Source organism: Vibrio sp. T11.5, assembly GCF_027587155.1.
GTDB lineage: Bacteria > Pseudomonadota > Gammaproteobacteria > Enterobacterales > Vibrionaceae > Vibrio > Vibrio neptunius.
Map to the genome: position 1 here is coordinate 1 of NZ_JAPPTP010000016.1, position 20,819 is coordinate 20,819.

The window sequence follows — 20,819 nt, forward strand, 5'->3', positions numbered from 1 at the left end:
CAGCTCTCCAGCTCTCCAGCTCTCCAGCTCTCCAGCTCTCCAGCTCTCCAGCTCTCCAGCTCTTTGCTTACTTCTTCAGACTTAAAGTGCCGCCAGAGCGTGGTTTTGCAGGGCGCTGTGATTTGTCACTTGCAGGCTTATAGAAAGTCTTACCTTTATTTGGCTTGGCTTTAGAGTTGCTTGAGTTGTTACCACTATTGCGGCCTTTCTTCGAGTTTGGCGCATGGCGGAACTCATCGGCATTACGGCCTTTAAAAGTACGACTCTTCTGATTGCGGCGAGCTTTCGACTCCTGATTTTCTTCACGACTGTCAAATAGTTTGGCATCAGTCGCTTTGCGAATGTTACGACCGCGTGCATCCACTTTAGAAGCGTCTTCTGTTCCACTCGATGATTCACACATTGCGAGAATTTCTTCGATCTCATCGTCGCTTAGATAGCGCCATTGACCGTTCGGGATTCCATCCAGGGTGATATTCATAATACGTACACGACGAAGCTTGAAGACTTCGTAACCAAGAGCTTCGCACATGCGGCGGATCTGTCGGTTCAGGCCCTGAGTGAGGACAATGCGGAAAGAAAATTTCGTCTCTTTACTGACTTTACATGGCAGTGTCGTGGTATCGAGGATATCCACACCCGAGCCCATTTTTTTGATGAACTGTTCGGTAATCGGTTTATCGACACGGACCACATACTCTTTCTCGTGATTATTGCCAGCGCGAAGTATCTTGTTAACAATATCACCGTCATTGGTCAGAAAGATCAAACCATCAGATGGTTTGTCTAGACGACCGATAGGAAAGATACGCTTCTTGTGGCCAATGAAATCAACAATGTTGCCGGGAATATCACGTTCAGTGGTACAGGTGATGCCTGTAGGCTTATTCAAAGCAATGTAGATAGGTTTATCTGTCGCTGCGTTGATAGGTTTACCATCAACGCAAACGTCGTCGCCCGGTAGAACTTTAGTGCCCATTTCAGGGACTTTGCTATTGATCGTGACACGACCTTGCTCAATTAGGCGGTCGGCTTCGCGGCGTGAGCAAAAGCCTGTTTCACTGATGAATTTGTTTAAGCGTTTGGCATCTTGTGACATGTTGTTCTCTCTAACGTTTCACAACGGCATTAATCTAAAAATGAAAAAGCAGCCCGTTAGGCTGCCTAGATATTCTAGCACTGTTATGCCATCTGAGTAAGTTTAATCTTACTCAGCAGAGCAAGTGGTTAACCAAGGCGTTTTTGATGTCGTTCTCGATTCTCGAGTTTCTTATCCGAGCTTTTGCGCAGCATGACATAAACGGCGCCAGTGCCACCATGAAAGCGCTGTGCGCTATGAACGCATTGTACGTCTCGAATTTGCTCCAACCATTGTGCCACATAGCTTTTCATTAGTGCAGGTGGGTTAGATTTTTCACCACGGCCGTGGACGATGACAACCGTTCTAATATCCATTGATATGCACTGTTTGAGAAATTTAACCACTTCATCCCGAGCTTGTTTCAAGGTAAGGCGGTGCAAGTCAAGACGAGCTTGGATAGGGTACTTTCCCAAGCGCAACTTTTTGTAGACGCCTTCCTGAACACCATCTCGCTTAAACTCGATGATATCTTCGGGTTTGAGCATAGGGGCATGATCTACTGACAAATATTCTGGGTCATCTTCAGTTAACCAGATAGCGGCTTCTCGTTTGGCAAGTTGTGCTTCAGTGACTTTATGGTGTTTTTTGTGTTCGGTTGTATCTTGTTGGATGGGTGTGACGTCGCCCATCATTTCTTTGAACAAAGCAAAATCATCATCGTGAGACATAACAGCATCTCAGAGTAGGAAATCAGTAACCTTATTATACCTATAGCAGCCAATAATGGTGCACAGATTTAGGCCACTGAAAATAAAAAACCGAAGTAGACAAAGGATCTACTTCGGTGCATAGCGATACTCTATTCGAAAAATAGGGCTAAGCGATCTAGTGAGGAGATTTGTCGTTCATTACTTTGTAAATGAAGTAACCGCCGTAAAAAAGCATCAGACCTAAAGCTCCAAAGATGACTAGCATCGAAGATAGCCCAACTGCATTACCAAACAGGAGATTCAGCCAAAAGTCCATGTTTCCTCCAAATCCAAAATAGTGATGACATGGATTAAAGTAATAGCTGGTCGCAATACAAGTACTGATCTGGATCAATTGTATGGTTTTAGTTGCGTATTTGTTTCTTGCGCTGTGTTTTTGCTCACATTTTGTGGTCCGTTGATTATGTTTTAGGCAAATAAGCCTGATTGCAAAAAAACTTAGGGAAATGGCTTGCGTTCAAATTTAGAATCCGTAATATACGCCTTCGTTGAAGGGCAATGAGCTCGAAGAAACATCTCGGTGAATAGCGCAATTTGATAGCGCATCTCGAGTTTTGGAATAGCGGACCAGAGGGCGACCCTCTCTTGATGTGAAATCCAAAGCCAAAGTTTCGGTGAATAGCGCAGCTTGGTAGCGCATCTGGTTTGGGACCAGAGGGTCGGGGGTTCGAATCCCTCTTCACCGACCATATATAGAAAAAGGCTCTGCAGAAATGCAGGGCCTTTTTCGCATTTCGAGGTAGAGATTCGAACCACGATGGGTTCGCCTGATGTTCAAAGAATATCTCTTCACCGACCATATTAAGAAAGCCTGCTTTATAGCAGGCTTTCGTCGTTTTAGAGCATAGGAAATAGGATTAGAACCCGAGTGGGGGGTCGTCTGAAATTAGAATCTGGCTCTTCACCGACCATATATAGAAAAAGGCTCTGCAGAAATGCAGAGCCTTTTTCGTCTCTAGGAACGGACTGCGTCCTATGGAGAACGGGAGCGCTTCGCTTTTGGAAAGCGGGAGCGGGCTTCGCCCTTCGAGAGTTTTTCGTTCCCGCATCCCGAATCCATAGCGAAGCGTTCCTAAATAAAAAGGGTTGATACCATGTACCAACCCTCAAAAACTTTCCAGTTATCCAATTATCCAGTTATCCAACCCTCCATAGGACGCAGTCCGTTCCCAAATCCCGCATCCCAAATCCCGCTTCTCAATACTCAAACTCACAATTTGCAGCTTTACTCTGCGAAAGTTGTGAGATCTTAAAACCACTGTCTTTGAGCAAGTTCAAAACACTTTGCTCACCGACTAGGTGTAATGTACCGACAACCATCACGTAAGAACCTTTACGTTTGGGTGACCAACTTGGTTCTGACAGCTGTTTTGCCCAGTTGATGTTTCGCTGGGTCAAAAAGCTCTGCTCTAACTCGGGCGACATTTCTGTCAGATTGGCGAATTCATTTAACTTATCCAAATCACCCGCTTTCCAGCTTTCTATCAGGCAGTGAGTTGCGTCCTCTGAGTGATCAAATTCTTCAATAGCGCTAACTAGTAACTCTTTACCCGCTTCTTTTTGCCCTGTAAGCAAATCAATTTGAAATTGCAGTGTCTCCAAGCTGATAACAGGGATATTTTGGATAGCGGCTTTGTTCATCAAATGAGTGTCGATACCTTGAGTGGCTTGGTAACCAAGGTACTCGAGCTGTTTCATTTGTAATGTCAGCGCAGTTGCCCATGGTGGAGACAGCATCAGTTGTTGTTGATCCATGTTGAGTAAATTAGCCATCCCTATAAGCTCATTCTTCTGTGCTGAGCTCAGCACATCCTTGGTCAACAATGACACGGGTGGGTAGCTGACTCCCTGTGTTTTACGTATGTCCGTTTCGATGATTAACCCGTCACTTGATTTAAGTCGTTGAGTGACTGTTTGAGGCAGAGGGTACATGCTCTCATCTCCAACATGGACTGACCCCAGAATTAAGTAGTTGAGTTTGCCTTTCTGAGCTTGCCAATAAAGAGGCTCAGCGATAGCAGATATTGAGACAATCAAGGTGAGAAACAGTAGACAGAATTTGTACATGGGTTCTGTTGCCTTACGGAAAACTTGTTGAAATAGTTAGGTTTTGACGTGCTTTAACGAGAGAAAATTGCGTCTAAAATCACACTTTTCTATTTTACCTCCTAGCTTAGCGTAATTTGATGAATACTGTCTTGTGATCTAAGTCTTAATTCATTTGCTGTTATGAATAAATCAGTGCGATCTAGCTCTCAGTAATCTCGTTAATTGAGTTATGTTGATTTTGACGTTATTTTTAAGTGTTTGTTTTTAATGATTATTATGCTTTCATGGCTTTTGATATTTGAACAAAGTCACTTTCATGGTGATTTTATTTTATGACCAAAAATAAATCGCGATATGTTGTTTATCGTTTTTAAGCTTAGAGCCAAGATTGTTGGTCTAATTTACGTTTGGGGTAAGTAGGATGTTCAAACAAAGTCTACTCGCGACATCGGTTGTCGCATCACTAGTCGGTTGTTCTTTGCTGCAGTCAGATGAGCAAAGGGTCGTTAATTCACTCGCTAGTAGCCTTGAAATTCAATATGAGGTACTTACCAACCAAGGTGCCAGCGAAGGCCTTGCATGTCAAGAGATGAGCGCTGAGTGGGCGTCTTGTAACAAAGTAAGCATGACGCTAGTTAACCAAGGAGAAGCGGTTGACTCTAAAGATTGGGCTATTTACTTCCACAGCATTCGTCTGATTCTGGATGTTGAAAACGAAAAGTTCAAAATCTCTCGCGTAACCGGTGACCTACACAAACTAGAACCGACAGACAAGTTCGATGGTTTCGCCGCGGGTGAAGAGGTTGTGCTTCCTCTTATTGCTGAATACTGGCAGCTATTTGAAACGGACTTCATGCCAGGCGCATTTGTTGCCGCACCAAATGCAGAGCCTAAGATGATAGCTTCTCTTAACACAGAAGACGTTGCCTCTTTTGTAACTGGTCTTGAGGGTAACAACCTAAAACGTACGCCAGATGACAACAACGTATTTGCTAATGCAGTGTCCCGTTTTAAGAAGAACCAAGATCTAGTAAAACAAGATGTATCAACCACGCTACTACCAACTCCATTGTTTGTTGAGGCTGGTAAAGGTACGGTAGATATCGCGGCGGGTATTGCGCTGCCTAACGACGCATTCGATGCGACTCAATATGCAGCAATTCAAGATCGTGCAGAGGTGGTAGGCGTAAACGTTCGAGGTAAGCTTCCAGTCAGCATCATGGTTGCTCCTGCAGACTTCACCGCTGAATTGGCAAAATCTGGTGCTTACGAAATGAGCATCAAAGGCGACGGTATTGCGATTAAAGCCTTTGACCAAGCAGGCGCTTTCTACGCAGTACAATCACTCTTTGGCCTAGTTGATAGCCAAAATGCTGAATCTCTACCACAACTGTTTATTAAAGATGCGCCGCGTTTTGATTACCGTGGTGTGATGGTGGACGTGGCTCGTAACTTCCACTCTAAAGACGCAATCCTTGCAACGCTTGACCAAATGGCAGCGTACAAGATGAACAAACTACACCTTCACCTAACGGATGATGAAGGTTGGCGTTTAGAAATCCCGGGTCTGCCTGAGCTGACTGAAGTGGGTTCTAACCGTTGTTTCGATTTGGAAGAGAAAAGCTGTTTACTGCCTCAGCTTGGCTCAGGTCCAACATCAGACAACTTTGGTTCTGGCTTCTTCAGCAAAGCAGACTACGTGGAAATCCTAAAATACGCGAAAGCGCGTAACATCGAAGTGATTCCTGAAATCGATATGCCAGCGCACGCTCGTGCAGCAGTGGTATCAATGGAAGCACGTTACGAGCGTTTAATGGAAGAAGGTAAAGAAATAGAAGCGAACGAATACCGACTGATGGATCCTCAAGATACATCGAACGTAACCACGGTTCAGTTCTACAACAAGCAAAGCTTCATCAACCCATGTATGGAATCTTCAACTCGCTTTGTTGATAAAGTGATTTCAGAAGTTGCAGCAATGCACCAAGAAGCGGGTACGCCGCTAACAACATGGCACTTTGGTGGTGACGAAGCGAAGAACATCAAGCTAGGCGCTGGTTTCCAAGATGTGAACGCTGAAGACAAAGTAAGCTGGAAGGGTACGATTGACCTGTCTAAACAAGATAAGCCATTCGCACAGTCTCCACAATGTCAGACGCTAATTGCAGACGGTACGGTAAGCGACTTTGCTCATCTACCAAGCCACTTCGCAGAAGAGGTGTCGAAGATTGTGGCTGAGAAAGGCATTGCAAACTTTCAAGCGTGGCAAGATGGTCTTAAGTACAGTGAAGGAGAGAAAGCGTTCGCAACAGAAAACACGCGTGTTAACTTCTGGGATGTTCTTTACTGGGGTGGCACATCATCAGTGTACGAGTGGTCTAAGAAAGGTTACGACGTGATCGTTTCTAACCCAGACTACGTTTACATGGATATGCCATACGAAGTGGATCCGAAAGAGCGTGGTTACTACTGGGCAACCCGTGCAACAGACACTCGTAAGATGTTTAGTTTTGCGCCAGAGAACATGCCTCAGAACGCAGAAACTTCTGTAGACCGCGATGGTAACGGCTTCACTGGTAAAGGCGAAATCGAAGCGAAACCTTTCTACGGTCTATCAGCACAGCTTTGGTCTGAGACAGTACGTAACGACGAGCAATACGAGTACATGGTATTCCCTCGCGTACTAGCAGCCGCTGAGCGTGCATGGCACCGTGCTTATTGGGAAAACGACTACAAAGTGGGTGTTGAATATTCGCAAAACTCTAACCTAGTAGACAAAGCTGCGCTAAACCAAGACTACAACCGTTTTGCCAACATACTTGGTCAACGTGAACTGGCTAAGTTAGAGAAATCAGGCATCGACTACCGCCTACCTGTACCAGGTGCGCAAGTAGAAGATGGCACGCTTTCAATGAACGTTCAGTTCCCTGGCGTGAAGCTTCAATACTCTCTAGATGGAAAAAACTGGCTAACTTATGCAGACAGTGCTCGTCCAAGTGTAGGAGGTGAGGTATTCATTCGATCGGTGTCAGCGACGGGTGACAAGTTCAGCCGTGTGACTCGCGTGAAGTAATTCCTCACTTTCCTATAAAGGGAAAGGCAACAAAAAAACGCCCGACCAGTGATTGATCGGGCGTCTTCATATCTGAAGTTGCTGTTAAGCGACTTGAGTTTGCTGCTCTTCGATTTGCTCAGCATTGCTGATTGGAGATTCTGCGCCGTGCATCCAACGAACAAGTGTGTTTGAGAACAAGAGCAAAATGACACCCGATAGGATTGCGGTTACGGCTATGCCACTAAAGATAGCAAATGCGCCAAGCTCACCAACATGTGAACCAACGTAGCCAGCGACATAGTTAGCAATCGCATTACAGCCGAACCACGCACCCATCATCAGAGAAGCTAGACGAAGTGGGGCTAACTTAGTGACTAATGATAAACCGATCGGAGACAGACAAAGCTCACCGAGTGTATGGAAAAAGAAAGCACCAACTAGCCATAGCATGGAGGTTTTTACTGTGGTGTCACCACCTTGCTCCATGACGGCACCGACCATACATAGAAAACCAAGTGCGAGGAAGAACATAGCGAGGGCAAATTTGACTGGTGAGTTAGGCTCACGTTTACCCAACTTGACCCAAAGCACTGCAAGTAAAGGAGCGAGCGTAATGATGAAAAATGGGTTGAGTGACTGGAACCAAGCCGCAGGCACTTCGAAGCCGCCAACCATACGATCTGTGTACTGCTGAGTGTAGATGTTCATCAGGCCACCCGCTTGCTCAAAACCAACCCAGAAGACAATCGTGAACAGGCTCATCACCAAAATAACTTTGATACGGTCAAATTCTTCTTTCGTCAGTGGCTCTTTTTTAGAGGACTTTTTGATTGCTAAATCTCTCTTGGCAGCTGGCTCGCGGCCAATGTCTCCAAGCCATGACTGAGCAAGGGTCATCTGCATAACCAGACTAATAAGCATACCTATACCCGCAACAATAAAGCCATATTTCCAGCCAAATTCATCAGTAACAGAACCTGCAATGACGCCCGCTAGCAGCGCACCTAAGTTGATGCCCATATAGAAAATGGTAAATGCACCATCGCGACGATTGTCACCTTCCTGATACAGGTAACCCACCATCGTTGAGATATTTGGCTTAAATAGGCCATTACCCGCAATTAAAAGCGCAAGGCCGAGGTAAAAGGTGTGTACAGTGCCTAGCCCCAACATATCTGCTGGCATGGCTAAGGTGAATTGGCCGACGGCCATTAAAGCGCCACCAATAAGAATAGAGCGGCGTTGTCCGAGGTAGTTATCGGCTAGCCATCCGCCGATAAGTGGGGTGATGTAAACGAGTCCAGTATAGATGCCGTAGAGATCCAAAGCATCTTTAGTCGACCAGCCTAAACCACCATCAAGTGTTGCATCGGTAAGGTAAAGAACAAGGATTGCACGCATTGCATAATAGGAAAAGCGCTCCCAAAGCTCGGTACCAAACAAAAGGAACAAGCCGCGAGGGTGGCCAAAAAATTGTTGATGTTGGTTTGTCATAAGTATTACTAATGAAGGATGTTAAAGAATTTTATTTGTTGTTACGTATACTCTTTAGGGGATGTATCTGCAATGGCTTGGGTTATAAGCTTTATTTATGGTTTCTTCTTAAGATCCTGATATAAAAGAGGTATTTTTCTTAATCGCTTAAAAAGTAACGTACTACAAACTTAGTTTCCAAAATCGAGATTATTATTTTGCGGTTTAATGCATTGTTAAATAGCAAAGAGAAGTAAGCGGTGCTTGAGAGAGGGGGATTAGCAAGTGAGCAAACGGGTTGTATTTCAGTAATGGAAGAAGCGTGCGGTGAAAAAAAGAGGCTCAATGAGCCTCTCTTGAATTTATCTTGATTAATATGAGTCGTTATGAACACTTTGTACAGCACGACCTGATGGGTCAGCCATGTTCTTGAATGACTCATCCCATTCAATCGCCTTAGCTGAAGAGCAAGCTACTGATGGGCCGCCAGGGACACATTCTGCTGCTGATGGAAGCGGGAATAGCTCTTCAAAGATCTCGCGGTATACATAGCCCTCTTTTGTTGTCGGCGTGTTGTATGGGAAGCGGTAGGCGGCCGTTTCCATTTGCTGGTCAGAGACTTTGGCTTCAGCCACTTCTTTGAGTGTATCGATCCAGCTGTATCCGACACCATCAGAAAACTGCTCTTTCTGACGCCACGCGATTGAGTCGGGTAGGTAGTGTTCGAAACATTCACGCAGGATGTGTTTCTCCATCTTACCGTTACCACACATCTTGTCTTCAGGGTTTAGACGCATTGCCACGTCGATAAACTCTTTATCTAGGAATGGTACGCGACCTTCAACACCCCATGCAGCTAGCGATTTGTTTGCACGAGCACAGTCAAACATGTTGAGTGCTAGTAGCTTACGTACTGTTTCCTCATGGAATTCTTTCGCATTTGGTGCTTTGTGGAAGTAGAGGTAGCCACCGAAGATTTCATCGGCACCCTCACCAGAAAGAACCATCTTAATACCCATTGCTTTGATCTTACGGCCCATAAGGAACATAGGTGTCGAAGCGCGGATGGTGGTTACGTCATAGGTTTCAATATGGTAAATAACGTCACGGATGGCATCTAAGCCTTCTTGAATCGTGTAGGTCATCTCATGGTGAACCGTACCGATCTTGTCTGCGACTTCTCGGGCTGCTTTTAGATCTGGCGCACCTTCTAGGCCTACCGCAAACGAGTGGAGTTGCGGCCACCATGCTTCCGATTTTTCATCATCTTCAATGCGCATTGCAGCAAAGCGCTTAGCAACTGCAGAAGTGATCGATGAATCTAGACCGCCTGAAAGTAGTACACCGTAAGGCACGTCAGTCATTAGCTGGCGTTTAACCGCCGCTTCTAGTGCTTCAGTCAGTTCTTCTTTACTTGTAGAGTTACCTTGGACTGCAGCGTACTCATTCCAGTCACGGATGTAGTAGCGTTGAGGCTCTGTATCACCACTGCCGTAGTAGCAACCAGGAGGGAATTCGCTCACTGTCTTACAAACAGGTACGAGAGCTTTCATTTCTGATGCCACGTAATAGTTACCGTGCTCATCGTAACCTTGATATAGAGGAATAATACCGATGTGGTCACGACCGACTAGGTAGGTATCTTTCTCTTCATCGTATAGAACAAAAGCAAAAATACCGTTGAGCTCTTCTAGAAGGTCGGCACCCATCTCTTGATAAAGTGCTAAGATGACTTCACAGTCAGAGTCGGTTTGAAAATCGTACTTACCTTCATAACGCGCACGGATTTCTTTGTGGTTGTAGATTTCACCGTTTACGGCAAGGATGTGTTTCTTATCGGCGCTATACAGCGGTTGTGCACCACTGTTCAAGCCGACAATGGCTAAACGTTCGTGAGCTAGAATTGCTTTTTCTGAAGAATAGATACCCGACCAGTCAGGGCCACGATGGCGAAGTTTCTTAGACATTTCTAAAGCGACGGGGCGAAGAGCTTGAGCGTCACTTTTGATGTCTAGAATACCGAAGATAGAACACATACAACTTCCTTATAAACCTTATTTAATCTGCTGACTTCAATTTGCCATTTTGATTAAAAAAATCAATACTCACTGATTAAAAAGTTTAACTAATAGGGTTGTTGTTAAATATTTTCTATTGCAACTGGCGTTTTGGTGAATGGTGTCTATGTTTGGTTTGTTTTTTGCGCAATTTGATGTGTGGGTAAAGAAAAAGGCAGCGTGAGCGCTGCCTCTATAGAGAGCGTCTTAAGGTTTATTGAATGTCGGTTTCAGCTGCTCACAGACATGTCTGGCAAAACCACTCCCCGCTTCACTGTAAATGTTGAACGCAGCGTCAACGCCTCCTTCATTCAGGCTGTCGAGTTGATCAGGGTAGGCGGCAATAGCGGCAATCTGTCCTTTAAATTCTTTTTTCTGTAACTGCTCTAGCGCAATTTGGTTTCCTTGGTGGTGAGGCATCGCGAGAAGCACCAATTTAACGTTAGCAGTATCGAGAATGCGCTCCCAAAAGTCTGGGTCGGTCGCATCACCGGCAATGACATTTCTTCCTTCTACTTGATGCTCGGCAGCTGCCTCTTCTCTTACTTCAATGCCCAAACAAATCTTTCCGTAACGTGCGCGCAGTTCGTCATAAGCACCCGTCCCAATACGTCCCATGCCGAGGATAAGTACTTGAGCACTGCCTGGGTTGATGAGCTGATCGCGAGTGTGAAGTTTTTCCGCTGCATGCTCTTTTAACCAACGGCCTGAACGGCGATAAAGCTCATGTCCTTTTCTGTTTAAAGGGGAGGCAAGTACAAAGGAAATTGAGACGGCTAGTGCTAAGGCAACCAATATATCTCCGCCCATCCAGCCCATTTTAAAAGCAAGCCCTCCTACGATGAGGCCGAACTCGCTGTAGTTAAACAGACTGAGTGTAGTAAGTAAGGAGGTTCGAACACGGAACTTAAACGTGTTGAGCACGCTAAAATAGAGTATGCCTTTCAATGGCAGTAATAGTAAGAATAAGGTGGCTAAGGCAAAACCCGACATGGTGGGCTGTGCTGCTAATCCGATGTTGAGGAAAAAACAAACCAGAAAAAGTTCTTTAAGATTAAACAGGGATTTAGAAAGCTCGGATGCTTTTTTGTGCCCAGCAAGGAGCATTCCTAGGAGCAAGGCACCAAGATCTGGCTTCATGCCCACCAATTCAAACAGCCCTGCCCCGACCACCAAAGCAAAGAAAATGCCGAATAATACCAGCATTTCTCCATGTCCTACCCAATCAAGCACCTTATAGAAAATCGGACGAAGCAGAGGTAATGCAAACAAGATAATGGCATACCATTCAGGTAGTTTTCCTGTCGAGGCGGTCAAAAAAACGACAGCAAAGATGTCTTGCATGACAAGCATGCCGATCGCGATTGTTCCATAAGTGGCGTTCATTTCTCCTTTCTCTTGGAGAGATTTAACAGCGAAGACTGTACTGGAGAAGGACAATGCAAAGCCAAGCAATAAAAGTTGCTCGACAGACATACTGGCTAATGAACTTACACCAAGGAATTTAAAGCAAAGTAGAGCGGCACTAAATAAGAGGGTAGATAAAAGGTTATGTATGGTAGCTCCTGCCCAGATCTCTTTAGATAGCAGGGTTTTGACATCCAATTTTAATCCGATTGTGAACAGTAAGAGCGTCACCCCTAGGTCGGCCAGCGTCACTATGGTTTCATTGCTCTCAAAGCCGACAGCATGTAAAGCAAAACCAGCTAGTAAGAAACCGACCAGAGGTGGCAAGTTGCATTTCAGGGTGATAAACCCAGCTAGAAATGCGGCAGAGATTAAAATGAGTTCCATATAAATCCAATTCTTATCTAAACAAAAAACGGGTTACGTATTGTAACCCGTTATTTTAGCTCAACTTGTTGCTAAGGAGATCAATCTTCGAGCAATTTTTGTAACAAAACGCCGTTAAGCATAGCTCGTTTTATCATGGCAAATGCACCTATCGTCGGCTGTGTGTCAATCTCTGAAGCAACAATCGGCAGACCGCTATGGAAGGTGGTCAGTGATTGATTTTCCACGTTGCGACGAATCGCAGGAAAGATAATTTCTTGGCAGCGAGTGATATCGCCTGCGATAACAATTTTCTGCGGATTAAATAAGTTGATCGTAATAGCAATCGCTTTACCAAGCTGATTGCCTACACGGACTAAGCTCTGCTTAGATAACTCATCACCCATGTTGGCGTGATCACACACATCTTTAATGGTAATGGCTTCGATTTCAGTCAAACTGGACTCGTATCCTTGCTTGATAAGTTTTTTCACTCGGTCAATGATAGCCGGGTTAGCCGCGACGGTTTCGAGGCAGCCGAAGTTGCCGCATTGGCATTGTTCACCCAGAGGATCAATCTGAATATGGCCTATTTCACCGACGTTGCGATTAAAACCCAAGAAAACTTGACCATTAACAATTATACCAGCACCGGTTCCTCGATGAACGCTAACTAGAATGGAATCTTGGCAATCTCTGCTTGCACCAAAATAATGTTCAGCCAGTGCCATGCCGCGAACGTCGTTACCGACGAAACATCGAACATGGAAAGTGTTTTCAATCAGCTCTGATAGGGCAAGGTTATCGATACTGATATTCGGCATATATTCGACAACCCCAGTCTCTGGGTTGACTAGGCCCGGTAATATAATACCAATCGCAATCAACTGATTGATCACGGTTTGGTTAGATTGAATAAAGCGCTTTAGATGCGTTGTTAGGCCTTCGACTAAATCATCCTGAGTGGTATAAAAGAACTCCTGATACTCAGCAGCGATTTCTTTTCCACCTAAGTTGTACAGGCTGAATTGAATATAATCCCGCCCCAATCGAACTGCAACTGAGTGGAAAGGCTCAACTTCGGTTGTCAGAGATATCGCACGGCGACCACCAGTTGATGCTTGCTGTGCGACTTCCTTGATTAGACCGCGCTCTAGTAGTTGACGGGTTATTTTTGTAACGCTCGCAGGTGCCAGTTGGCTAACGTCCGCAACTTGGATGCGAGATATCGGCCCTTGTTGATCGATCAGCCTATATACCGCTGCACTATTTAGCTGTTTAACTAAGTCTACGTTACCTATTTGTCCGCCATTCATTCTTAACTTTGCTCGTATTGTCCATTAACAACCGTCGCCTGAACATTGAAGTCACGATCAAAGATTGTCAGATTTGCCACCATGCCTTGTTTTACTCGGCCTAGTTGCTGATCGACTCCTATCGCTTTCGCTGGATATAAAGTTGCCATGCGAAGTGCTTCGTCCAATGCGATACCGACGTGCTCAACTGTATTCTGCACCGCTTCTATCATTGTCAGTGCTGAGCCGCCTAATGTGCCATTTTCATCAACACATTTACCTTCTCGGTAATATACTTTCTTACCAACAAAAATAAAGTAATCCATGTCTGCGCCTGCGGGAGCTGTGGCATCTGTCACTAATACTAATTTTTCGCCTTTAATTTTGTGAGCGATACGTATGTTTGCATAATCGACATGGAACCCATCTGCGATGATTCCCGCGTAGACCTCTGCGCTATCATAGATTGCGCCGACCACCCCAGGCTCACGTCCAACCATAGGGGACATCGCATTGAATAGGTGAGTTGCAAATGAGATACCAGCATCGAAGCTTTTTCGTGCTTCTTTATAAGTGGCATTTGTGTGGCCGATTGAAACAACAATTCCTGACGCTTTAAGGCGTTTGATATGTGCGGGATCATTATGTTCCGGTGCGAGAGTGACTTTCGTAATTACATCTGCATTTTCACAGATGAAATCGATCATGCTGTCTTCAGAAGGCCGGATATGATCGACACTGTGGATACCTTTCTTCATCACGTTTAGGTACGGACCTTCAAGGTGTAAGCCCAGCGATTGATTCTGGAATTGATCGTGGTAAGCGCGCGCAGCAGCAACGGCTTTCCGCATGTCTTCATCAGAGGAAGTGATAAGGGTTGGTAGGAAACTCGTACAACCGGATTTAAGGTTGGCTTGGTGCATGGTTTGCATTGCTTCAGCAGAAATATCGTCATTAAACATGACGCCGCCACAACCATTTAACTGTAGGTCGATAAAGCCAGGGCTTAGATTTGCACCGTTCAAGTCCAGAACTTCAATATCCTGAGAAAGGTCAGCTACCGGACATATTGATTCTATTAGTTGGTCTTTGATGATAACTGCGTGATCGACAAGAACATCGTTGCTGGTGAAGATCTTACAGTTAGTTAGCGCATACATGGTTAGCTAATCCTTATCAGTTTTATTTTTAATACTTCTAGTCGGCCCAACGAAGCGATTGAACGCATGCCTTTATACTTTATTTGTGAGCTTCAATTAGATCGCAAAATATCTATAGTAAGCAATCAATATTCTACCGGAAATTGCGCTCAAACTCATTGAGAACCTTGCAGAACAAAGAACCATTAACAAGGGAGCGACGCATGAAAGGCGGCTGTTAAATCAACGAGTACACATCAAGAATACCGCGAATGTTGTTAGTGCGTTGCTATTTTTTTGTATTGTAAAATAAGTTTTATGATCTCGCTAGCAAAATCCTCGAATCGCCAGATTTTCTGGTGATTATGATCACAATTGATAAGGTTTTAATTTGCGGGGCAAAATTAATGGCATAAACTGAGCAGGACTAAATTGAGCGACTAAAATAAGTGGCTCATACAAAATACAAAAATCCTATAGGGGGAACTTAAGGTGAATGTTCTTGGATATGCGCAAAAGTTAGGTAAAGCTCTTATGCTACCTATCGCAACGCTTCCAGTTGCGGCTTTGCTCTTACGCTTGGGTCAACCAGACCTTCTTAATATTGCGTTCATGGCGCAAGCCGGTAACGCAATCTTTAGTAACCTGCCGTTGCTATTCGGCCTAGGTATCGCGATTGGCCTGTCTAAAGATGGCTCCGGTGCTGCGGGTCTAGCAGGTGCGGTTGCTTACTTTGTTCTAACTGCCACAGCAACGACAATCGATGCTTCAGTTAACATGTCATTCTTCGGTGGTATTTTCGCGGGTATCATTGCAGGTCACTCATACAATGCTTTCCATGCAACCCGTCTTCCAGAGTGGCTGGCATTCTTTGCAGGTAAACGTCTTGTACCTATCATGGCTGGTCTATTCGCAGTTGTTGCGGGTGCTATTTCTGGCGTTGTGTGGCCAACGATTCAGGGCGGCCTAGATACATTGGCGCACGCAGTTTCTACTTCTGGTGCGATTGGTCAGTTTGTCTACGGTACCCTAAACCGTGCGCTAATCCCTGTTGGTCTTCACCATGTACTTAACTCTTACTTCTGGTTTGGTATGGGCACATGTCAAGAAGTGTTGGTGACAAGTGCTCAGGCTGCAGGTCAAGCGCTTCCTTCTCTGCAGCAACTGTGTGTGGACCCATACCTTGCTAAGACTCTAACTGCAGGCCAGACTCACACCTTCGAATTTGCTAATTCAGTAACACCAGAAATTACAGCAACAGTCAAAGAAGTGACTGAAACTATCAAGTCTGGTGATCTAAACCGTTTCTTCGGCGGTGATAAGAGCGCTGGTGTATTCATGAACGGTTTCTTCCCTGTCATGATGTTTGGTCTACCTGGGGCTGCACTTGCAATGTACCTAGCCGCGCCAGCTGAAAAGCGCAGCCAAGTGGGCGGTGCATTGTTCTCTGTTGGTTTCTGTTCTTTCCTTACAGGTATCACTGAACCTCTAGAGTTCATGTTTGTTTTCCTAGCGCCCGCATTATATGCCATTCACGCCGTGTTCACTGGCTTGTCACTGGTTGTAGCGAACATGTTTGGTACACTGCATGGTTTCGGTTTCTCAGCGGGTCTAATCGACTTTGTACTAAACTGGGGCCTAGCGACGAAGCCGGTCATTCTGCTACTTATCGGCCTAGGTTTCGGTGCTCTATACTTCTTCACCTTCACCTTTGCAATTCGTGCGTTTGACCTCAAGTCCCCTGGTCGCGAAGACGATGATACCAAAATGGCGGTTGCAAAGAGTGGTGATGCAGGCAAAGGGGACTTAGCTCGTCAGTATCTAAAAGCGCTTGGCGGTCATGAGAACTTAACAACGATTGATGCGTGTATTACGCGTCTGCGTTTGACACTGAAAGATCGCTCTGTTGCGAATGAAGAAGTGCTTAAGAAACTGGGCGCGAAAGGTGTCGTGAAGTTGGGTGAAAATAATCTACAAGTTATTCTGGGCCCATTGGCAGAGATCGTTGCCGGTGAAATGAAAGCGATCGGCATCAATGAAGATTTGTCAGACGTTAAATTGCCATAATAAACGTAATACTCACTAAACAGATTGAGACCTCCATAACTGGAGGTCTTTTTTTTGGTAGTCAATGAGTCAATTTGCTGCTTTCATGAACAAAGCGACCCCTTTATGCAAGTATCGATAGATTATTTGCCAAATAAAGCCCGGTTATAGTTGTGTAATTGCAAAGAATTGTGGATCATTGATTGCTATATGTTTGGAGGCGTATGTTGCGCATTCAAACGCTATTTTCTCTGACAATACTGAATAATTGAGGTGCTATAGATGAGTGAAGCTGAGGCTCGTCCATCGAACTTCATTCGCCAAATCATCGATAAAGATTTAGCGGATGGCAAACACACTAGCGTGCATACTCGTTTCCCGCCGGAACCTAACGGTTACCTGCATATCGGTCACGCTAAATCAATTTGTTTAAACTTTGGTATTGCTCAGGACTATCAGGGACAGTGTAATCTTCGTTTTGATGACACTAACCCGGAAAAAGAAGACGTCGAATACGTTGAGTCTATCAAGAATGATGTGAGCTGGTTGGGCTTTGAGTGGAGCGATGAGGTTTGTTACTCATCAAACTACTTCGATAAGCTTTACGGGTACGCTGTTGAATTAATTGAGAAAGGCTTAGCGTATGTTGAAGAGCTAAGTCCTGAGCAGATCCGCGAATACCGAGGCACATTGACGCAGCCGGGTAAACCAAGTCCTTACCGTGACCGTAGTGTAGAAGAAAACTTAGCGCTATTTGAAAAAATGCGCGCTGGTGGTTTCGAAGAGGGCAAGGCGTGTCTGCGTGCTAAGATTGACCTCGCATCATCTTTCATTGTGCTGCGTGACCCGGTCCTATATCGTGTTCGTTTTGCAGAGCACCATCAAACGGGTGATAAGTGGTGCATTTATCCAATGTACGACTTCACACACTGTATTTCAGATGCACTAGAAGGCATTACACACTCACTGTGTACATTGGAGTTCCAAGATAACCGTCGCCTGTATGATTGGGTGCTAGAAAACATCACCATTGATTGCCAGCCTCGCCAGTACGAGTTTAGTCGTCTAAACCTAGAATACACGGTGATGTCTAAGCGTAAGCTAAACCAACTTGTCACTGAGAATTTAGTGAATGGTTGGGATGATCCACGTATGCCGACAATTTCTGGTCTACGTCGTCGTGGCTTCACCCCGGCTTCTATTCGTGAGTTCTGTAAACGCATTGGTGTGACTAAGCAAGACAACATGATTGAGATGAGTTCACTCGAATCTTGCATTCGAGATGATCTTAACGAAAACGCACCTCGAGCAATGGCAGTGCTCGATCCGGTTAAGATCGTCATCGAGAACTTTGAACAAGGCAAAGTAGAGTCTTTGACTGTGGCAAATCATCCAAACAAACCTGAGATGGGCGAACGTGAAGTACCGTTCACCCGCGAAGTTTGGATTGAGCGCGAAGACTTCCGTGAAGAGGCGAACAAGAAGTACAAGCGTTTGGTTCTGGGCAAAGAAGTACGTCTACGTGGTGCTTACGTGATCAAAGCAGAGCGTATCGAGAAGGATGCAGAAGGTAACATTACCACTATCTTTTGTAGCTACGATGCAGACACATTGGGCAAGAATCCAGAAGACGGCCGCAAAGTGAAAGGTGTAATCCACTGGGTATCCGCTGATAAAGGTTTGCCTGCTGAGATTCGCCTGTATGACCGTCTATTCACTGTGCCTAACCCTGCAGCAGCGGACAACTTCGCAGAAACAATCAATCCAGAATCACTCGCTAAGCTTAATGGTTTTGTTGAACCAAGTTTAGCCAACGCTGAGGTAGAAAAAGGCTATCAGTTTGAACGTATGGGTTATTTCTGTGCCGATGTTAAAGATTCAAAACCAGAAGCATTGGTATTTAATCGTACGGTTGGCCTAAGAGATACTTGGGCTAAAATTGAAGCGAAATAATTGCAAACAAAAAGCCAGTCGAATGACTGGCTTTTTTTGTCGAATCTATTTGTTTAAAAGAAGCTGATCACTGTCTATGAGCAATGCTTTTATCGACTATTTTTTCAGTTTATGCGCATCGGGGTTATCACGACAACTGCCGTCCGCACACTTACCGTAAAGATACAAACTGTGGTTTGTCAGAATGACATTGTACTGCTTTGCAATTTCTTTCTGTCGCTCTTCAATGATGTCATCAGCAAACTCAATAACTTCACCGCAGTCTAGACAAACCAAGTGGTCATGGTGATGCTGAGTGGATAGTTCAAAAACTGATTTACCGCCTTCAAAGTGGTGGCGAGTGACAATACCTGCGTCATCAAATTGGTTCAGAACTCGGTAAACTGTCGCTAGCCCGATCTCTTCACCAAGATCAATGAGCTTTTTATACAGTTCTTCAGCGCTGATATGTTGGCATTCCGGTTGCTGGAGTACTTCTAAAATCTTCAGTCTCGGAAGTGTAACTTTAAGACCAGCGTCCTTAAGAGCTTGGTTGTTGTCTGACATAAACTTTCCTGTTGATGATCTGCGGTAATTAACAGAATTCATTATTCCTATCATTATAGGGCAGTACAAGGTAACAATAAACCACGAACTTCAAAGGGTTACTAGTATTTTTTTCTAAACACGTGTAGCGTCACTGATAAAACACATCAGACCAGTTACAATTAATTAACATCTTGTTATGAAGAGTCTATTTTCAGGGACGAAAGAATGAATAAATCACTGGCAAAAATATACAAACCTGGAATCGTCAAGTTTGCCCTCAATATCTGGCCTCCATTTTGGGGGGCTGGGATCAGGATTATTTCAATAAGCGACGATTTTCGTCAGGTCAAAATGAAACTCAAACTGCGCTGGTGGAATAAAAATGCCAATCGTACTCAGTATGGTGGCAGTATTTTTTCTTTGACCGATCCTGTTTATTCATTAATGCTGATGGGGATCTTGGGAGAGCACTATTATGTTTGGGATAAGGAAGCGAGCATTAACTTCATCAAGCCAGGACAAAGTGATCTCTACGCGGATTTTATCGTTCCTCAAGACTTGCTGGACGATATCCTACATAAGACATCCAATGGTGATAAGTGTTTTCCTGAGTTTGTCATCTATGTAAAAGACAGGAGCGGTAACGTTGTGTCCGAAGTTCAGCGTAAACTCTATGTGCGTAAAAAGCCACAATACCGGGAAGAGGATGATACCGAGGAGCAAATCGCATAAAAAAACCTCCACTGGGGAGGTTTTTCAAATCTTTGTTTTAGCCTTCTAACTCAGCCAAACACATCTCTTCATGAATCTGTTTACACCAGTTAGTTACGCGCTCGTCAGTAAGTTCGGGCTGACGATCTTCGTCAACACATAGGCCAACAAATTGACTGTCATCGCCTTCAACTAGACCTTTAGATGCTTCGAACTCATAGCCTTCAGTTGAAGTGTGGCCTAGGATAGTGCCGCCTTTGGCTTCTACGATGTCACGAACTGTGCCCATCGCATCACAGAAGTACTCAGCGTAATCTTCTTGGTCACCACAGCCAAAGATAGCAACAAGCTTGGTTGAAAAGTCGATTTGCTCTAGTTCTGGGAAGAAATCATCCCAGTCACACTGTGCTTCACCGTAATACCAAGTTGGGATTCCTAGGAGTAGAAGATCGAAGTTATCGATATCTTCTTTACTGCTTTTCGCTATATCTTGAACGTGAACCAGTTGTTTACCTAGTTGCTTTTGAATCATCTTTGCAACAGCTTCAGTGTTACCTGTGTCGCTACCAAAGAAGATGCCTACACTTGCCATAGATTCGTTACCTTTACTAATTTCTGTTGTGGGCTCGGTTGATATCAGCCGATACCGCCACCTTCCCAGCTAATCTGAATAATGCCTTTGGCGATAAATCCAGCACAACCAAGGAATAGAACCAACCATACAATGCGACGACCGAAAGGAGGAACATTGCCTGCCTTTAACACATCTTTAATCGCCATACCGATTAGAAAAAAGATAGACGCGAAAAGAAGGTCGAGGCCAATTGACTCGATCATGTTCATGTAGTCGTAGAGCATGGGATCCCTTTATGCCGAATTACTTGCGCCG

At 44.8% G+C, this 20,819-nt stretch carries 16 protein-coding genes and 1 tRNA gene; 5 read left to right on the forward strand and 12 right to left on the reverse strand.

Annotation, left to right across the window (positions count from 1 at the left end; all coding sequences use genetic code 11):
* Window positions 1–67: 67 nt before the first annotated feature.
* The 3 genes from rluF to OH455_RS15660 all read right to left on the reverse strand — a co-directional run bounded on the left by rluF (window position 68) and on the right by OH455_RS15660 (window position 2,107).
* A complete protein-coding gene (gene rluF, locus OH455_RS15650) occupies window positions 68–1,099 on the reverse strand; it encodes a 23S rRNA pseudouridine(2604) synthase RluF (RefSeq protein WP_269982030.1) in 1,032 nt (343 codons plus the stop codon).
* Between the two features lie 128 nt (window positions 1,100–1,227).
* Window positions 1,228–1,809 carry a DNA endonuclease SmrA gene (gene smrA / locus OH455_RS15655; RefSeq protein WP_269982031.1) on the reverse strand — a complete coding sequence of 194 codons (582 nt, stop codon included), beginning with the start codon at window positions 1,807–1,809 and terminating at the stop codon, window positions 1,228–1,230.
* Between the two features lie 157 nt (window positions 1,810–1,966).
* Window positions 1,967–2,107, reverse strand: coding sequence for a DUF3149 domain-containing protein (locus OH455_RS15660; RefSeq protein WP_006959603.1), 141 nt, complete (start codon window positions 2,105–2,107; stop codon window positions 1,967–1,969).
* Window positions 2,108–2,463: 356 nt separating this feature from the next.
* Here OH455_RS15660 and OH455_RS15665 point away from each other — a divergent pair.
* Window positions 2,464–2,540: transfer RNA gene (locus OH455_RS15665), tRNA-Pro, on the forward strand.
* A 508-nt stretch (window positions 2,541–3,048) separates the two neighbouring features.
* On the opposite strand, the gene OH455_RS15670 is transcribed toward OH455_RS15665, so the two are convergent.
* Complete coding sequence (locus OH455_RS15670) at window positions 3,049–3,918, reverse strand: TraB/GumN family protein (protein ID WP_269982032.1); 870 nt, start codon at window positions 3,916–3,918, stop codon at window positions 3,049–3,051.
* A gap of 403 nt (window positions 3,919–4,321) precedes the next feature.
* Between OH455_RS15670 and OH455_RS15675 the strand changes: the two genes are divergently transcribed.
* Window positions 4,322–6,973 carry a beta-N-acetylhexosaminidase gene (locus OH455_RS15675; RefSeq protein WP_269982033.1) on the forward strand — a complete coding sequence of 884 codons (2,652 nt, stop codon included), beginning with the start codon at window positions 4,322–4,324 and terminating at the stop codon, window positions 6,971–6,973.
* An 84-nt stretch (window positions 6,974–7,057) separates the two neighbouring features.
* Here the strand turns inward: OH455_RS15675 and OH455_RS15680 are convergent, their stop codons facing one another.
* From OH455_RS15680 to nagA, 5 genes are all read right to left on the reverse strand, one after another.
* Window positions 7,058–8,449 carry a peptide MFS transporter gene (locus OH455_RS15680; protein ID WP_045977936.1) on the reverse strand — a complete coding sequence of 464 codons (1,392 nt, stop codon included), beginning with the start codon at window positions 8,447–8,449 and terminating at the stop codon, window positions 7,058–7,060.
* 350 nt (window positions 8,450–8,799) lie between these two features.
* Entirely contained in the window at window positions 8,800–10,464 is a 1,665-nt protein-coding gene (asnB, locus tag OH455_RS15685; RefSeq protein WP_045977935.1) for an asparagine synthase B, read from the reverse strand.
* A 228-nt stretch (window positions 10,465–10,692) separates the two neighbouring features.
* A complete protein-coding gene (locus OH455_RS15690) occupies window positions 10,693–12,279 on the reverse strand; it encodes a cation:proton antiporter family protein (RefSeq protein WP_269982034.1) in 1,587 nt (528 codons plus the stop codon).
* Window positions 12,280–12,359: 80 nt separating this feature from the next.
* Window positions 12,360–13,574: a DNA-binding transcriptional regulator NagC gene (nagC, locus tag OH455_RS15695; protein ID WP_045977933.1), complete on the reverse strand. Its 1,215-nt coding sequence runs from the start codon at window positions 13,572–13,574 to the stop codon at window positions 12,360–12,362.
* Between the two features lie 2 nt (window positions 13,575–13,576).
* Entirely contained in the window at window positions 13,577–14,713 is a 1,137-nt protein-coding gene (gene nagA / locus OH455_RS15700; RefSeq protein WP_206376546.1) for an N-acetylglucosamine-6-phosphate deacetylase, read from the reverse strand.
* A gap of 471 nt (window positions 14,714–15,184) precedes the next feature.
* On the opposite strand from nagA, the gene nagE reads away from it, so the two are divergent.
* Window positions 15,185–16,759: an N-acetylglucosamine-specific PTS transporter subunit IIBC gene (gene nagE, locus OH455_RS15705; protein WP_045977931.1), complete on the forward strand. Its 1,575-nt coding sequence runs from the start codon at window positions 15,185–15,187 to the stop codon at window positions 16,757–16,759.
* A gap of 261 nt (window positions 16,760–17,020) precedes the next feature.
* A complete protein-coding gene (gene glnS / locus OH455_RS15710; protein WP_206371827.1) occupies window positions 17,021–18,691 on the forward strand; it encodes a glutamine--tRNA ligase in 1,671 nt (556 codons plus the stop codon).
* A 96-nt stretch (window positions 18,692–18,787) separates the two neighbouring features.
* Here the strand turns inward: glnS and fcrX are convergent, their stop codons facing one another.
* Window positions 18,788–19,237: a ferric iron uptake transcriptional regulator FcrX gene (fcrX, locus tag OH455_RS15715; protein ID WP_045977929.1), complete on the reverse strand. Its 450-nt coding sequence runs from the start codon at window positions 19,235–19,237 to the stop codon at window positions 18,788–18,790.
* 207 nt (window positions 19,238–19,444) lie between these two features.
* Here fcrX and OH455_RS15720 point away from each other — a divergent pair, with 207 nt between their 5' ends.
* Window positions 19,445–19,951 carry a DUF4442 domain-containing protein gene (locus OH455_RS15720; protein WP_219348075.1) on the forward strand — a complete coding sequence of 169 codons (507 nt, stop codon included), beginning with the start codon at window positions 19,445–19,447 and terminating at the stop codon, window positions 19,949–19,951.
* A 37-nt stretch (window positions 19,952–19,988) separates the two neighbouring features.
* Here the strand turns inward: OH455_RS15720 and fldA are convergent, their stop codons facing one another.
* Both fldA and OH455_RS15730 read right to left on the reverse strand, forming a co-directional pair.
* Window positions 19,989–20,522 carry a flavodoxin FldA gene (fldA, locus tag OH455_RS15725; RefSeq protein WP_045977927.1) on the reverse strand — a complete coding sequence of 178 codons (534 nt, stop codon included), beginning with the start codon at window positions 20,520–20,522 and terminating at the stop codon, window positions 19,989–19,991.
* Window positions 20,523–20,566: 44 nt separating this feature from the next.
* On the reverse strand, window positions 20,567–20,788 hold the full coding sequence (locus OH455_RS15730) for a DUF2788 domain-containing protein (protein ID WP_045977926.1): 222 nt from the start codon (window positions 20,786–20,788) through the stop codon (window positions 20,567–20,569).
* Between the last annotated feature and the right edge of the window lie 31 nt (window positions 20,789–20,819).

Coding starts and splice junctions, on each gene's coding strand:
- rluF (WP_269982030.1), bottom strand. CDS start 1,099: ATGTCACAAGATGCCAAACGCTTAAACAAATTCATCAGTGAAACAGGC.
- smrA (WP_269982031.1), bottom strand. CDS start 1,809: ATGTCTCACGATGATGATTTTGCTTTGTTCAAAGAAATGATGGGCGAC.
- OH455_RS15660 (WP_006959603.1), bottom strand. CDS start 2,107: ATGGACTTTTGGCTGAATCTCCTGTTTGGTAATGCAGTTGGGCTATCT.
- OH455_RS15670 (WP_269982032.1), bottom strand. CDS start 3,918: ATGTACAAATTCTGTCTACTGTTTCTCACCTTGATTGTCTCAATATCT.
- OH455_RS15675 (WP_269982033.1), top strand. CDS start 4,322: ATGTTCAAACAAAGTCTACTCGCGACATCGGTTGTCGCATCACTAGTC.
- OH455_RS15680 (WP_045977936.1), bottom strand. CDS start 8,449: ATGACAAACCAACATCAACAATTTTTTGGCCACCCTCGCGGCTTGTTC.
- asnB (WP_045977935.1), bottom strand. CDS start 10,464: ATGTGTTCTATCTTCGGTATTCTAGACATCAAAAGTGACGCTCAAGCT.
- OH455_RS15690 (WP_269982034.1), bottom strand. CDS start 12,279: ATGGAACTCATTTTAATCTCTGCCGCATTTCTAGCTGGGTTTATCACC.
- nagC (WP_045977933.1), bottom strand. CDS start 13,574: ATGAATGGCGGACAAATAGGTAACGTAGACTTAGTTAAACAGCTAAAT.
- nagA (WP_206376546.1), bottom strand. CDS start 14,713: ATGTATGCGCTAACTAACTGTAAGATCTTCACCAGCAACGATGTTCTT.
- glnS (WP_206371827.1), top strand. CDS start 17,021: ATGAGTGAAGCTGAGGCTCGTCCATCGAACTTCATTCGCCAAATCATC.
- fcrX (WP_045977929.1), bottom strand. CDS start 19,237: ATGTCAGACAACAACCAAGCTCTTAAGGACGCTGGTCTTAAAGTTACA.
- OH455_RS15720 (WP_219348075.1), top strand. CDS start 19,445: ATGAATAAATCACTGGCAAAAATATACAAACCTGGAATCGTCAAGTTT.
- fldA (WP_045977927.1), bottom strand. CDS start 20,522: ATGGCAAGTGTAGGCATCTTCTTTGGTAGCGACACAGGTAACACTGAA.
- OH455_RS15730 (WP_045977926.1), bottom strand. CDS start 20,788: ATGCTCTACGACTACATGAACATGATCGAGTCAATTGGCCTCGACCTT.